Origin of the sequence: Pseudomonas sp. G(2018), assembly GCF_005502415.1 — a bacterium.
GTDB lineage: Bacteria > Pseudomonadota > Gammaproteobacteria > Pseudomonadales > Pseudomonadaceae > Aquipseudomonas.
This window is the reverse complement of record NZ_SCOO01000020.1, coordinates 37685-52457: the sequence shown is the minus strand read 5'-3', so window position 1 is coordinate 52457 and position 14773 is coordinate 37685. Positions and strand designations below refer to the sequence as shown.

The 14773-nt window shown below is 61.4% G+C and carries 12 protein-coding genes; 6 read left to right on the top strand and 6 right to left on the bottom strand.

Features of this window, described 5'->3' with window-relative positions; translation table 11 throughout:
* The first annotated feature begins 115 nt into the window (after positions 1-115).
* Both FFS64_RS19015 and FFS64_RS19010 read left to right on the top strand, forming a co-directional pair.
* Positions 116-2155 (top strand): FAD-dependent oxidoreductase, encoded by a 2040-nt coding sequence (locus tag FFS64_RS19015; protein WP_137806687.1) that lies wholly within the window; start codon positions 116-118, stop codon positions 2153-2155.
* Between the two features lie 97 nt (positions 2156-2252).
* Complete coding sequence (locus tag FFS64_RS19010) at positions 2253-3179, top strand: 1-aminocyclopropane-1-carboxylate deaminase/D-cysteine desulfhydrase (RefSeq protein WP_137806686.1); 927 nt, start codon at positions 2253-2255, stop codon at positions 3177-3179.
* A gap of 34 nt (positions 3180-3213) precedes the next feature.
* Here FFS64_RS19010 and FFS64_RS19005 read toward each other — a convergent pair whose 3' ends face one another.
* The 3 genes from FFS64_RS19005 to FFS64_RS18995 all read right to left on the bottom strand — a co-directional run bounded on the left by FFS64_RS19005 (position 3214) and on the right by FFS64_RS18995 (position 6025).
* A complete protein-coding gene (locus FFS64_RS19005) occupies positions 3214-3774 on the bottom strand; it encodes a cytochrome b (RefSeq protein WP_137806685.1) in 561 nt (186 codons plus the stop codon).
* A 248-nt stretch (positions 3775-4022) separates the two neighbouring features.
* On the bottom strand, positions 4023-4850 hold the full coding sequence (gene phnX / locus FFS64_RS19000) for a phosphonoacetaldehyde hydrolase (protein WP_137806684.1): 828 nt from the start codon (positions 4848-4850) through the stop codon (positions 4023-4025).
* Between the two features lie 65 nt (positions 4851-4915).
* Positions 4916-6025 carry a 2-aminoethylphosphonate--pyruvate transaminase gene (locus FFS64_RS18995; RefSeq protein ID WP_137806683.1) on the bottom strand — a complete coding sequence of 370 codons (1110 nt, stop codon included), beginning with the start codon at positions 6023-6025 and terminating at the stop codon, positions 4916-4918.
* Positions 6026-6134: 109 nt separating this feature from the next.
* On the opposite strand from FFS64_RS18995, the gene FFS64_RS18990 reads away from it, so the two are divergent.
* Complete coding sequence (locus FFS64_RS18990; protein WP_137806682.1) at positions 6135-6998, top strand: LysR substrate-binding domain-containing protein; 864 nt, start codon at positions 6135-6137, stop codon at positions 6996-6998.
* 27 nt (positions 6999-7025) lie between these two features.
* Here FFS64_RS18990 and FFS64_RS18985 read toward each other — a convergent pair whose 3' ends face one another.
* Positions 7026-7898 carry a LysR family transcriptional regulator gene (locus FFS64_RS18985; protein ID WP_137806681.1) on the bottom strand — a complete coding sequence of 291 codons (873 nt, stop codon included), beginning with the start codon at positions 7896-7898 and terminating at the stop codon, positions 7026-7028.
* Between the two features lie 267 nt (positions 7899-8165).
* On the opposite strand from FFS64_RS18985, the gene FFS64_RS18980 reads away from it, so the two are divergent.
* Together FFS64_RS18980 and FFS64_RS18975 are read left to right on the top strand one after the other, a co-directional pair.
* Positions 8166-9491, top strand: coding sequence for an MFS transporter (locus FFS64_RS18980; protein ID WP_137806680.1), 1326 nt, complete (start codon positions 8166-8168; stop codon positions 9489-9491).
* 80 nt (positions 9492-9571) lie between these two features.
* Entirely contained in the window at positions 9572-10963 is a 1392-nt protein-coding gene (locus FFS64_RS18975; RefSeq protein ID WP_137806679.1) for an FAD-dependent oxidoreductase, read from the top strand.
* A 3-nt stretch (positions 10964-10966) separates the two neighbouring features.
* On the opposite strand, the gene FFS64_RS18970 is transcribed toward FFS64_RS18975, so the two are convergent.
* Entirely contained in the window at positions 10967-12397 is a 1431-nt protein-coding gene (locus FFS64_RS18970) for a type VI secretion system Vgr family protein (RefSeq protein ID WP_137806678.1), read from the bottom strand.
* A gap of 231 nt (positions 12398-12628) precedes the next feature.
* On the opposite strand from FFS64_RS18970, the gene FFS64_RS18965 reads away from it, so the two are divergent.
* Positions 12629-13333 carry a YebC/PmpR family DNA-binding transcriptional regulator gene (locus FFS64_RS18965; RefSeq protein ID WP_137806677.1) on the top strand — a complete coding sequence of 235 codons (705 nt, stop codon included), beginning with the start codon at positions 12629-12631 and terminating at the stop codon, positions 13331-13333.
* Between the two features lie 120 nt (positions 13334-13453).
* Here FFS64_RS18965 and FFS64_RS18960 read toward each other — a convergent pair whose 3' ends face one another.
* On the bottom strand, positions 13454-14758 hold the full coding sequence (locus FFS64_RS18960; protein ID WP_137806676.1) for a leucine-rich repeat-containing protein kinase family protein: 1305 nt from the start codon (positions 14756-14758) through the stop codon (positions 13454-13456).
* Positions 14759-14773: the final 15 nt, after the last annotated feature.

Here is a 14773-nt window from a genome sequence, read left to right as displayed (position 1 = left end):
TTGTCAGTTACGGTCATTGAGCGGCCACTGGACTGCTCATAGTCTGTAACACATGACAGAGGGGCGCCGAAGAGCGCCCACATTATTCCCGTGATCGTTCGATGTGGAGTTACCGATGACCGCCGCTCATTACCCGCACCTGTTGGCCCCACTGGACCTGGGTTTTACGACGTTGCGCAACCGCACCCTGATGGGCTCGATGCACACCGGTCTTGAAGAAAAGCCCGGTGGCTTCGAGCGCATGGCGGCCTACTTCGCCGAGCGTGCCCGCGGCGGTGTCGGCCTGATGGTCACAGGCGGTATCGGTCCGAACGACGAGGGTGGCGTGTACTCGGGTGCGGCAAAGCTGACGACCGAAGAAGAAGCGCTCAAACATCAGATCGTGACTCGCGCGGTGCACGAGGCGGGCGGCAAGATTTGCATGCAGATCCTCCATGCCGGCCGTTATGCCTATAGCCCGAAGCAGGTCGCGCCAAGCGCGATTCAGGCGCCGATCAACCCGTTCAAGCCTAAAGAGCTGGACGAGGAAGGCATCGAGAAGCAGATCCGCGATTTCGTCACCTGCTCGACCCTGGCGCAACAGGCCGAGTACGACGGCGTCGAAATCATGGGTTCGGAAGGTTACTTCATCAACCAGTTCCTTGCCGCCCACACCAACCACCGCACTGACCGCTGGGGCGGCAGCTACGAAAATCGTATGCGCCTGCCGGTGGAAATCGTGCGCCGGGTCCGTGAAGCGGTCGGCCCGAACTTCATCATTATTTTCCGCCTGTCGATGCTCGACCTGGTGGAAGGCGGCAGCACCTGGGAAGAAATCGTGCAGTTGGCCAAGGCGATCGAGCAGGCCGGCGCGACGATCATCAACACCGGTATCGGTTGGCACGAAGCGCGGATTCCAACCATCGCTACCAAGGTGCCGCGTGCGGCATTCAGCAAGGTCACGGCCAAGCTGCGCGGTTCGGTGGGCATTCCGTTGATCACCACCAACCGTATCAACACCCCGGAAGTCGCCGAGCAGATCCTCGCCGAAGGCGATGCCGACATGGTCTCCATGGCTCGGCCGTTCCTCGCCGACCCGGATTTCGTCAACAAGGCGGCTGAAGGTCGCGCTGATGAAATCAACACCTGCATCGGTTGCAACCAGGCGTGCCTGGACCACACATTTGGCGGCAAGTTAACCAGCTGCCTGGTCAATCCGCGTGCTTGCCACGAAACCGAACTCAACTACCTGCCGGTACAACAGCTCAAGAAAATCGCCGTGGTCGGTGCGGGCCCTGCCGGATTGTCCGCCGCGACCGTGGCTGCCGAGCGTGGTCATCAGGTGACGCTGTTTGATTCTGCCAGCGAAATCGGCGGTCAGTTCAACGTCGCCAAACGGGTGCCGGGCAAGGAAGAGTTCTATGAAACCCTGCGATATTTCGGCCGCAAACTGCAAACCACCAACGTTGAGGTGTGCCTGAACACCCGCGTGGATGTGGCGAAGCTGGTCGAGGGCGGTTACGACGAGATCATCCTCGCCACTGGCATTGCACCGCGGCTACCGGCGATTCCCGGCGTGGAGAATGCCAAGGTGCTGAGCTACCTGGACGTGCTGCTTGAGCGCAAACCGGTGGGCAAGCGTGTCGCGGTGATCGGCGCCGGTGGTATTGGTTTCGACGTTTCGGAATTCCTGGTTCACCAAGGCCAGGCCACCAGCCTGAACCGCGATGAGTTCTGGAAAGAGTGGGGGATCGATACGCATCTTGAAGCGCGTGGTGGTGTCGCCGGGATCAAGGCTGCACCCCATGCACCGGCCCGCGAAGTGTTCCTGCTGCAACGCAAGAAATCCAAGGTCGGTGACGGCCTGGGCAAGACCACCGGCTGGATTCACCGCACCGGTCTAAAGAACAAGCAGGTGCAGATGCTCAACAGTGTCGAATACCTGAAGATCGACGATGACGGCCTGCACATCCGCATTGGTGAAACCGGTGAACCGCAAGTGCTGCCGGTGGACAACATCGTGATCTGCGCCGGGCAGGACCCGCTGCGGGAGTTGCAGGACGGCTTGGTGGCCGCGGGGCAGAACGTGCATCTGATCGGCGGCGCGGACGTCGCGGCGGAGCTGGATGCCAAGCGGGCGATCAATCAGGGGTCGCGATTGGCGGCTGAGTTGTAATTCGCAGGCCAAGCGTGCCAAAGGCTATCGCGGGCTTGCCCGCGATGGCGTCCTGTCTGCTGCTAAGATGCCGGCTCTTTACCCAGAGCTGGCATCGATGTTTTTCCCTCCCTGTGATTGGCTACCCAAAGCCCCTCTCGAACACCTCCATCTCGACTGGCTTAAAACCGCCGGCATCGAAGTCGCCATCCTGCGCCTGGACCTGATCGACCCACTGATCAGCGGCAACAAGTGGTTCAAGCTCATCGAACATCTCAAGGCCGCCGACCGGTGCGGTGCCGAAGGCATCATCAGCCTGGGCGGGGCTCACTCCAATCACCTTCATGCGCTGGCGGCTGCCGGCAAGCGGTTTGGTTTTTCCACGGTCGGCCTGTTGCGCGGGCATCCTCAGGAAACACCCACGGTAAAGGATTTGCAGGCGTTCGGCATGCGGCTGCATTGGCTGGGTTATGGCGGCTATCGCGCGCGGCACCAAGCGGGTTTCTGGGAACCTTGGCAGGCACAGTATCCCGGCCTGTTTGCGGTCCCGGAAGGTGGTGGCGGTTGGCAGGGCGCAAAGGGCTGCATGCAGCTCATGACCATGGTCCGCGAGCAACTGAACAGTCTGGAGTGGAGCGACTATGACGGTTGGTGGCTGGCCTGCGGAACTGGCACGACGCTCGCTGGCCTTGTATTGGCCGAAGCGGGCGAACACAGGGTTTACGGTGCGCTGGCTGTGCCCGATGATCATGGCGTTGCTGAGCGGGTCGAGAACATCGTGGAAGAGGCGGGCGTAACGGCGCCGGATTATCAACTGTTCGACGCGAGTCGTGGCGGCTTTGCCAAAGTCGATCGGCTGTTACTCGAATTCATCGAGCAAACCGAACAAGTCACTGGCGTTCCCCTGGAACCGCTGTACACCGCAAAAGCGCTGCTGGCGCTCAGAGAGCAAGTCGAGGCGGGGACGTTTGCCCGTGGCACGCGGCTGGTGTTTATCCATACCGGCGGCTTGCAGGGGCGACGGGGGTTCTGCCCACAAACCTGAAGCACAGCGCATACCCAATGTGGGAGCGGTGGTTTCAGGTATCGCGGCTCACCCGCTTGGGCATCATCCGCATCAACGTGTTATCACCCACCACATAGTGGTGATATAGCCCGGCCACGGCATGCAGGCCGATCAGCCAGTAACCGATGGTGCCACCGAGTACATGCCAGCCCTGGAGCTCCTTGGCCCATTCCTTGTTCTCGGCCACCAGCATCGGCAGGTCGAGGCCATAGAACATCACTTGATTGCCTTTGGCACTGGTGACCAGCCAGCCAAGCATCGGCATGGCAATCATGAAAATGTACAGCGCCCAGTGCATCAGTCTGGCCAACGCTGTCTGCCAAGGCGGCGAAGCCGGGAAGATTTGCGGCGCCGGGCCGAGGCTGCGGGCGAACAACCGTACCCAGACCAGGACGAACACGGTCAGGCCGAGCATGAAGTGTGATTCGACGATCAGCGTTCGCCCGCCACTGCCCTTGGGAAAGAGGCCGCGAAGTTCGATACAGGCGTAAACCAGCGCCAGCAGGACCAGCATCAACCAATGCAGCGCGATCGATACGGTGCTGTAGCGTGAAGCGGAATTCTTCCACGGCATCCGGCGTTCCTCACAGGTCAGGTCAAACCACCGTTCTTGGTCGACGATGTGCCTTAACTGTAATCCTGTTTCAACGTATTTGCCTGAGACTATTGGTCGCTGGGTGCTCTGGTTCAGGGAATTGACAGAAAAAGCGGACAGTATTTGTGGGAGCGAGCCTGCTCGCGAAAGCGGTGTGTCAGACGTCTTGATGTTGACTGACACGGTCACTTCGCGAGCAGGCTCGCTCCCACAGGTAGGGTGGTGAATCAGTTGGCCTGTGGCATCTCGCCGTTGGCCAGGCGTTTGTTGATGTCGGCGATCACTTCCGGCAGGTCAGTGATGGTGTCAATCATGTAGTGCGGCCGTGAACCTTCGAACATCTTGTGGATGCGTTTGCGCTCGCTGTCCAGCTTGTCGCTGCCCAGCGCACGATAGCCCTCGTAGTCCAGGCCCAGCGCGTTGCCCGAGCAGATCAGCGCCACGGTCCACATACCCGCGCGGCGACCTTCGAGAATGCCCGGTACGGTGTCGTCGATCTTCACGCAAGCGGCGACATCGTCGATGCCCAGGGCGATCACGTTGGCCAGGGCCTGGGCCGGCCATGGGCGGCCATTGGGCACTTCGTCGGTGGCGACCACGTGGTCGGCGATGTAACCGTTGGTGGCGGCCAGTTCGACCACCTTGTCCATGACCTGCTTCGGGTAGCCGGAGCAGGAACCGATCTTGATCCCTTGCCGGCGCAGGTTGGCAATGGTGTCCAGGGCGCCGGGAATCAGTGCGGAATGCTCGGCGATTTTCTCGATCTGCAGTGGCATGAAGCGCTGGTAGATGGCGGTGACGTCATCGTCGGTCGGCGTGCGGCCGAACACTTTGCGATATCGCTCGGCGACTTCAGGTTGATCGCACAGGGTGCGGATGTGGTCCCACTTGCCCATGCCCATCGGGCCACGGGCTTCGTCGATGGAAACCTGGACGTCGAATTCGGCGAAGGCTTCGACAAAAATCTGCGTCGGTGCAAAAGAACCGAAATCGACCACGGTGCCGGCCCAGTCGAGGATGGCGGCCTGGAGTTTGGTTGGGTTGGTGTAGTTCATGGTGATCAAATTCCTGTTAGAACAAGCTATTCGAGAGTTCGGTTGACCTGTGGGATCGAGGTAGATCAGATTTCGAGTACTTCCATCTCGCGCAACACTTCGCCGATGGCCGCCACGGCTTCACGCATTTCGGCCGGTTGGACATGGCCGATACAGCCGACACGGAAGGTTTCGACCTGGGTCAGTTTGCCGGGGTAGAGGATGTAACCCTTGGCCTTGACCCGTTCGTAGAATTCCTTGAACTGGTAGCGCGGGTCTTTCGGGGCGTGGAAGGTGGCGATGATCGGTGCCTGGATCGCGGCCGGAAGGAAGCTGCGCAGCCCCAGCCTGGCCATCTCTTCCATCAGTGCCTGGCAGTTGGCGGCGTACCGCGCATGCCGTGCTGGCAGGCCGCCTTCTTCGTTGTATTGCAGCAGGGCTTCGTGCAGTGCCGCGACCACGTGGGTCGGCGGGGTAAAGCGCCACTGCCCGGTTTTCATCATGTAGGCGTGTTGGTCGAACAGGTCCATCGCCAGGGAGTGCGAGTTTCCGGCGGCATTGGCCAGGGCTACCTTGCGAGCGAAGACAAAACCCATTCCCGGCACGCCTTCCAGGCATTTGCCGGAAGCGGCGATCAGCGCGTCGAACGGTACCTGTTGCGCGTCCACCGGCAGCGCGCCGAAGGAACTCATAGCGTCGATGATCAGGCGTTTGCCGTGTTGTTCGACGACCTGGGCGATTTCCGGCAGCGGGTTGAGGATGCCGGTGCTGGTTTCGCAGTGGATCAACGCAACGTGGGTGATGCCGGCATCGGCCCGCAGCAGGCGGTCGACGTCGGCGGCGGTGGTCGGTTCGTCTTCGGCGGTTTCGAAGGTGCTGAACGAGCGGCCGAGTACTTCGCAGATTTTCGCCAGGCGTTTGCCGTAGGCACCGTTGATCAGCACCAGGACTTTGCCATCGCGAGGCACGAGGGTGCCGATGGCTGCTTCCACCGCGAAGGTGCCGCTGCCTTGCAGGGGCACGCAATGGTGGCTGGCGGCACCGTTGATGATCGCCAGCAGTTGTTCGCAAAGGCTGGCGGTCAGTTGATTGAAGCGGTCATCCCATGAACCCCAGTCAACCATCATCGCCTGACGGGTGCGGAGCGACGTGGTCAACGGGCCGGGGGTGAGCAGGATGGGTGCGGCAGTACTCATTCTCGTGTCCTCGCAATCGATGGGCTGAAGCTACGGGGCTTAAATTGCAGTTTGCCGAGTTATCAATCAAATTGTTTGTTGTTATGCCAGCCATCAGTGAGGGTTATCCATGAACCTGTTTCAGCTCCGCGCCTTCGATGCCGTGGCCCGCGAGGGAAGCTTCACCAGGGCGGCCGCCCGGCTGTTCATCAGCCAGCCGGCGGTCACCGGGCATATCAAGGCGCTGGAGGAGCATTACCAAATCACCTTGTTACGCCGCACCGCGCGACGGGTGGAGTTGACGGAAGAGGGCACCAAACTGGCAGCGATCACCCGTGCGATGTTCGGCCTGGCCGAAGAAGCGCAGGTGATGCTGGAAGCCAACCGGCAGTTGCTCACCGGGCGCCTGGAAGTGGCGGCGGACGGTCCGCACATGGTCATGCCGATGCTGGCGAGCCTGCGTGCGCGTTATCCGGGGATCACCGTGAACCTGCGTCTGGGCAATGCCCAGGAAACCCTGGCGGCGCTGTTGTCCGAGCATGCCGATGTGGCGGTGCTGACTGAAGTCGAACCGCGCAAGGGCCTGCACCTGCAAGCCCTGAGCGAATCACGCATTTGCGCGCTGGTGCCTGACGGGCATCCGTGGGCGCACAGGACCAAGGGTGTACCGCTCAAGGAGCTGGACCAGGTGATCATGGTGTTGCGTGAGCCGACCTCGATCACCCGGCGCACCTTCGATGAGGCCTGTGCCCGGGCCAACGTGAATCCGCGGGTGTTGCTGGAGCTGGACAGTCGCGAAGCGGTGACCGAGGCGGTGGCGGCGGAGTTGGGGGTGGGCGTGGTGTCGTCGGTGGAAGTCAGCCACGATCCGCGAGTGGCGGCGGTGCCGCTCATTGGCGAGGGGCTGGTGAACCGGCACATGATGGGGTGCATGGAGCGGCGGCGGGATTTGCGGCTGATACAGGCGTTTTTCGGGTTGGCGCCGGTCAGGTAGACCGAGGCGCGGCCTTCGCGGGCCTGCTTACGCAAGACTCTCGCGCACCATCTCCAGAAACGTCGCCACGATCCGCCGCGAACTCTGCTCGCGCAAGCACACCAGCGTCTCGGTCAGCCGCCGTTTGCAATCGGTGATCGGTAACGCGCACACCCTGGAGTCGGCACCGAATTCGGCAGCCGAGACCACCCCCACGCCAATCCCCACAACCACCGCCTCACGCGCGGCTTCGCGACCTTCAACCTGAATCGCCGGGCGGATACGAAACCCGGCGCCGGCCATTTCTTCTTCCAGGGTCTGGCGGGTCACCGAGCCGATTTCCCGCAATACCAGCGGCGTGTCGTCGAGGTCCGCCAGGCAGATGGATTCGCGGTCGGCCCAGGGGTGGTTGCGTGAGACGAACGCCACCATCGGATCGTTGCGCAGCGGCAGGGAAATCAGGCGTTCGTCGCTGACTTCCCGGCCCAGCAGCGCGAGGTCAGCCTGGTAGTTGAACAGCCGGAACAACGACTCATCGGTGTTGCCGGTTTCGATCTTCACGCTGATGCCGGGGTAGCGTTCACAGAACCGGGCGATCTGCGGTAGCACATGCACCGGCGCATCCACCGCCAGAATCAGGCTGCCGGTCTGCAAGGCCTGGGAGTCCTGCAACAGCTCCTGGGCCTCGGCCTCGATCACGAACAGTTTCTGGGTGACGCCCAGCAAGCGCTCACCCAGGTCGGTCAGGCGTACCGAGCGTTTGTTGCGGTGGAACAACAACACGCCGTAGCGCTCTTCGAGTTTGCGTACCTGATCGGAAATCGCCGGTTGCGTGAGAAACAGCCGTTCAGCGGCTTTGGTGAAGCTTCCGTAGATGGCCACGGCGTGGAAGGCTTTGAGCTGGGCGTGGGAAACCGACATCGAACCTCCAGTAACAAGCTAGGCTTATTTTTGAAATACGATAAATCGATTTCACTTATTAATCAGTAATTGTTTTTATCCACTTCAGCCGCGGTGACTGGTCAGTCGAACAGTCGCGATGGCCATGAGCCTGTGCGTGCAACAGCAGGACTCATCTGACCGGAATCGCCCAGAGGGACAAGGGGATTTCGCAGTGCTCAACAATAAAAACACAGGCGTTTTCTTCCAATTCTGCCGGCACACTCACACCCTGAGGTCAGAACCACAATGAACAAGCACATCGGCACCATCAAGCGTTGGCGCGTGCAGATCTTCGCGATCACCTGGCTCGCCTACGCCGCTTTTTACTTCACCCGCAAAGCGTTTTCCGTGGCCAAACTCGGGATCGGCGAAGACCCGACATTTACCCTCGACAAAATGGCCATGGCCAACCTCGATGCCATTTACCTCACCGCTTACGCCATTGGCCAGTTCACCTGGGGCATTCTGGCCGACCGTTTCGGCCCGCGTGTGGTGGTGCTTGGCGGGTTGCTGATTTCTGCGGCCGCCGCGCTGGTGATGGGCAGTTTCGCCACGTTGCCGATCTTCGCCACCTGCATGCTGATCCAGGGACTGGCGCAATCCACGGGATGGTCGGGGCTGTGCAAGAACCTTGGCAGTTTCTTTCCCGACCAGCAGCGCGGGCAGGTGCTGGGTTTGTGGAGTTCCTGCTACGCCTTTGGCGGTCTGGTGGCCTCGCCGTTTGCCGGATGGTGGGCGTACACGCTGATCGGTTCGTGGCACGCGGCGTTCATTTCCAGTGCGGCGGTGGTCGGGTTTGTCGCGGTGCTGTTCTTCATTTTTCAACGTAACAAACCCGAAGACGTGGGCTTGCCGGCCGTGGAGCCGGAACCCGAGTTGACCGCTGAACAAGCGCACACCCAAAGCAAAATCAGCGTCCTGGAGCCGCTGAAGGAAATTCTGCGCAACCGCACCGTGCTGGTACTGGGCCTGGCGTACTTCATGTTGAAACCGGCGCGCTACGCGATTCTGCTCTGGGGCCCGGTGATCGTTTTCGAGCAGATGCCACAGGTGGGCAAGGTGGGCGCGGCGATCATTCCCACCGCGTTCGAACTGGCCGGATTGCTCGGGCCGATCCTGATCGGCCTGGCCTCGGACAAACTGTTCGGCGCCCGCCGCATGCCGGCCTGCGTGATCAGCCTGTTGGCGCTGACGGTGTCACTGGCGTTGTTCATGGGGGCGCTGAATACCGGCAGCGTGTTGCTGGTGGTGGCGCTGCTCTTTGTCATGGGCCTGACGCTCTACGGACCGGATTCGATGATCAGCGGCGCGGCCGCCATCGATTTCGGCACCGCCAAGGCCGGCGCCACGGCAGCGGGTTTCGTCAACGGCTGCGGTTCGGTCGGGGCGATTCTCGGCGGGTTGCTGCCGGGCTACTTCGACACCATGACCGTCTTCATTGTCTTTGCCGGCTGCGCGATGTTCTCCGCGCTGGTGCTGATCCCGCACTGGAACAGCCGCCCCGGTGGCCTGAAAACCAACTATCCGTTCGTGCCTAACCGGCCGATGACCGTAAAACCCCTGCGCACCTGAACCCCGCCCCTGAACCCAGCCCCTCGCGGCCTGCTGCGTGCGGGGCTGTGGTGTGGGCATCTGAACCGGAGATCGATCCCATGAGACCCTTTTGGCTGGACCAGGCCCTGAAGGCTGAAACGTGCGAAACCTGTCCGCCACTGCAAGGCGATGTTCGCGCCGACGTGTGCATTGTCGGTGGCGGCTACACCGGGTTGTGGACCGCGATCATGCTCAAGGAGCAGAACCCGGAACTGGAGGTGCGGCTGATCGAAGCGGACATCTGCGGCGCCGGTGCCAGCGGGCGCAACGGTGGTTGTGCGTTGTCGTGGTCGGCCAAATATTTCACCCTAGAGCGGCTATTCGGCGTCGAAGAAGCCGTGCGACTGGTCAAGGAATCAGAACGCAGCATCCACGCTATCGGTGCCTTCTGCGAGCGGTACGCGGTGGATGCCGATTATCGTCTCGACGGCACCCTCTATACCGCGACCAACCGCGCCCAGGTGGGCTCGACCGACGCCGTGATTGCGGCGCTGGAACGCAATGGCATCAATTCGTTCAGTCAACGACCGTTGGCCGATGTGCAGCGCATGGCCGGTTCCAGCAAACACCTGGAAGGCTGGTTTTCCCCGGCGGCCGCCAGCGTACAACCGGGAAAACTGGTGCGCGGCTTGCGTCGGGTGGCCCTGCAACTGGGGGTGAAAATTCATGAGAACACCGCCATGACCGGGCTCGAGGAAGGTAAGCCGGTGGGGATACAAACCGCGAACGGCATCATTCGTGCGGACCGGGTGGTGCTGGCGATGAACGCCTGGATGGCCCGGGCATTCCCCCAGTTCGAGCGCAGCGTGGCGATCGTTTCCAGCGACATGCTGATCACCGAGCCCCGGCCTGACCTGCTCAATGAAATCGGTTTGACCAGCGGCGTCACGGTGCTCGATTCGCGGATCTTCGTGCACTACTACCACAACACGCCCGACGGCCGGATCATGCTCGGCAAGGGCGGTAACACTTTCGCCTATGGCGGGCGCATATTGCCGGTGTTCGATCAGCCGTCGCCCTATGCCGGCCTGTTGCAAAGCAGCCTGGCGGATTTCTTCCCGGCCTTTGCCGACGTCAAGGTCGAGGCGACCTGGAACGGGCCGTCGGATCGATCGGTCACGGGGTTGCCGTTCTTCGGGCAAATGAGCGCCAGTGGCAACGTGTTCTACGGTTTCGGCTACTCCGGCAGCGGGGTCGGGCCGTGCCATATGGGCGGACAGATTCTCGCTTCGATGGTCCAGGGCCTCGACAACCCGTGGACCCGTTCGCCACTGGTGAACGGGCCGCTGGGTTTTTTCCCGCCGGAGCCGATTCGTTACCTCGGTTCGTTGATGGTCCGCAACGCCATCCGCCGCAAGGAGCGCGCCGAGGATCACGGGCGCCGGCCACGGCACCTGGACGTGCGCCTGGCGAAGTTCGCGGCGGCGGCCGGCAAGGCTGATAAGGGCTGATGGTCAGGGCTCAGGGGCCGTGGGGTTGATCAGCCAGTCGAGCAGCAAACGGGATTCGCCCGGGGGTACCGGGGAGTGGACGGGACGAGGCGTAGGGTGTGGCCCCAGGCACGTGCATAACACCGGTCGGTCGGCGTCGCCGCCAAGGAAACTGACCAGCCCGTCACTGCCGGCCAATGGCAGTACGGATGGATCAATGCGGTTGGCCGCCGATGCCAGTGCTATCGGTACCCACAGATCGCCGGGTTCCTCGGAATCGGCGTCAGACGCGGGCCATAAACTGACTTGTATTTGGCCTCGGTCATCCAGCATCGCCGGTTGCCCGGCAGGGCCGCATACCCGGGCAGGCTGATAACCGGGGATGCCCCGCCTGGTCTGTTCGAGCGCCGGGCGGAATACCGTCGCCCAGGGGATGGCGGTGAACTGATTGCGGTAGCGCGGCGGCGTGTCGGGCGTATCCGGCGCCAGAATCGAGTTCTGTTGCCCCTGATGCCGGGCCTGGGTCACCAGCCATTGATCGTTGAAGCCTGAAAGCGGATGTTCCGCCACCTGGACGATACAGGCGCTACGTAGTTCGGGGTGATTGCTTTGGCCATGGATCTGCATCTGTCGGCAACGCAGGCGTTCCAGATGCCGGCGGGCAAGTTGATCGCGATGGCGCTGTTCGATCGCGGGGCGGGGCAAAGGTGGCATTGCCGGAGCAAAGGGGTGATTGGCCGCGCTGTCGTCGCATCCCGCTGCGCCACGGGTTTTGGCGTCCAGTCGCGGGGACGGGGAGTACGCGTCATGACGCTGGAACAGTTCGCTGAGGGTCGGTGGGTTGCCTGCCTCAGGCGTATCGCTGCTGAACGTCATCAGCAACGGCTCCTGTGGGAAACTCAGGCTGTCTTCGGCGAAAACCAGCACATGCGCGTCGCAATGATGCTCAAAGTGATAGTGAATGCCTTCTTCCTCGCACAGCCGTTGCAGCAGGGCCAGGTCGGTTTCCTCGTACTGTATGCAAAACGGCCGCAACGGATACTGCCCGGTCGCCAGTTCAAAGCGATAACTGCTGTCGGGCAGGTCATGTTCCTCCAGTAACTGACGCAGGATCATGGGCACGCTGAGGTGTTTAAAGATCCGCCGGGACCGGTACTTGTCCAGCGCTTGCAACGCTGGCACCAGCACCAGTTTGTAGCGGATCCGGTGCGGCCCTTGATGTTCACGGCTGACGCTGTGCAGCACGCCATGAAAACCCGGACCCTGGCCCGGATTCAGGAGTGCCGGTTGTTGCAGCAAGCGTTCGAGGGGCAGGGCCGGTGCCAGGCCGAGTACTTCGATGTCGAATCGATAGGGCTGGTTAAGGGCCTCAAGACCGCTGAACTGCACCACCTGCAAACTCAAGTTGTCGTCGAGGAGGGTCAGGGTGAAGGGACTTTCCTTGTCGTTGTGCATCGAATGCTTCTGCCATGGAATACGGGTGCAGAGGGTACGAAACCGCAGCGCTGTATAGTCATCGCAAACCGAAGTTTCAGAATCGCCCTACAACGGTCGGTGAAGATGTCGATCCCGGGAACCGGTGGGCACGTCATGATTTTTTGGTCGATTGCCAACTTTAGGCCGTATAAACTTGGCACCATGCGTCGGCCAATAGATGTCTCGGCGCCATAGACAAGAGAGTGAGTAATGGGCGCACAGTGGAAGGTTAAACACAAAGAAGCGGCAGCCAATGCCAAGGGCAAGATCTTCGGCAAACTGGTGAAGGAAATCACCATTGCTGCGCGCAATGGCGCTGATGTCGCCACCAACGCACACCTGCGACTGGTGGTTGAACAGGCCAAGAAAGCTTCGATGCCCCGCGAAACCCTGGAGCGCGCGATCAAGAAAGGCTCCGGCCAGCTCGGCGAAACCGTGCAATACCATCGCGTGACCTATGAAGGCTTTGCGCCACATCAGGTGCCGCTGATCGTCGAATGCGTAACCGACAACATCAACCGCACCGTTGCTGAAATCCGCGTTGCGTTCCGCAAGGGCCAGTTGGGCGCTTCCGGTTCGGTGGCCTGGGATTTCAACCATGTCGGCATGATCGAAGCCTCCCCGGACACCCCCGATGCCGACCCGGAAATGGCGGCCATCGAAGCCGGCGCCCAGGATTTCGAAGCCGGTGAAGAGGGCGCGACCTTGTTCCTGACCGATCCTGCTGACCTCGATGCAGTACAGAAAGCCCTGCCGGAGCAAGGTTTCACCGTATTGTCGGCCAAGCTGGGCTACCAGCCGAAGAACCCGGTCAGCGGCCTGAGCGACGAGCAGATGGCTGAAGTCGAGGCCTTCCTCGAAGGCCTGGATAACCATGATGACGTGCAGGACATGTTTGTCGGGTTGGCGGGTTAATTTGTTGCTTCAGTGACACCGCCTTCGCGAGCAGGCTCGCTCCCACAGTAGGTCTATGCTGGTCACAAATTATGTGTCCAACACGGAACCATTGTGGGAGCGAGCCTGCTCGCGAAGCAGTCACTGACTATCAAGTAGTTGCAAAATTTCGCTGAACCCCGGCCGCGCCAGCACATCCGGCTGACAGCAACGCTCCCGCAGATCCTCAAGCGTCAGTCGCTGTTCTTCACTCAACCCCGGATCGATCCGTTCCAGCAATTCCCCCAGCAGAATCCCGAACGCCCTCACTTCGATCCTTTGCAGTGCGCGGCTTTCAAGGTTGTCCGCCGTGTCATGGAAAGACGCCGCGCCAAAGTCACCCAGCAGACAATCGCCGTTCTCGTTCCACAGAATATTGTGACCATAGAGGTCGCCGTGGGTAATGCCCTGGTGGTGCAAGTGGCCAGCTACCGAAGCGATGCCACGGGCGATACGCAGGGCGACATCGGCAGTGAAGCGGGTATCGTCGGAGTAAACGTCGCGACTGCAGGATGCGAGGCTCGGCAGGCCGGCGAGGTTGCGGTAGCTCGGCTCGATCAACTGCATGACCAGCCCGGCTGTTTGCTGCGGGTGGTCGACGATCCGGCCTTCAACGCGGATCAGGTTGGGGTGTGTGCCGGCGGTGATGCAGGCGTTCATTTCGTGCAAAGGCGAGCCATCGCTGGTCATTTCGCCTTTGTAGAGTTTGACGGCAACCTGCGTGTCCGATTGTCCTGGTCGCGCCCATGTTGCCCGATGAATCACTCCGGAAGCGCCTTCGCCCAGGTTTTGCTCCAGGTGCAGCGCCGACCAGGGAATGCTCGCGGTAGCTTCAAGGGCGGCTTCGGTTTCCAGCGGATTACCGGCGTAGGCCAGCCAGGTCAGGCTCGGTAGGCACAGCAACCATTCGGGCAACGCGGTCAGGCGGTTGGCAGCGATACGGATCAGCTCGAGTCGATGGCAGTCGCGCAAACTGTCGGGCAAGCGCTCCAGGCGGTTGCCCGCCAGCATGAGTTTTTGCAGGTAGGGGCGTTCACCCAGTTCGGTCGGCAGCTCACTGACACGGTTGTCGGTCAGGATGAGCCAGCGCAGCAACGGCGGCAGCGCATCACCCGGTACGCGTTCGATGCGGTTGGCCTTGAAGCCGATCATGGTCAGCGCCGCGCATTGACCCACACAGGCAGGCAGTTCGGTGAACTGGTTGTCGGAGCAAAACAGCACGCGCAGTCGAGTCAGGCGGTGCAAGTCATCCGGCAGGCTGCTCAGGGCGTTGCCGCTGAGGTTGAGTACTTCCAGGGAGTCCGCCAGGTCGAAGATTTCCCGAGGGAACTCTGTGAGGCCAGCGCTGAGGTCCAGGCGAGTGATGCCTGCCAGCGTGCCGGCGCGCAGTTGTGCAAGGGTGTGCATGAACGGGGTTCGCTA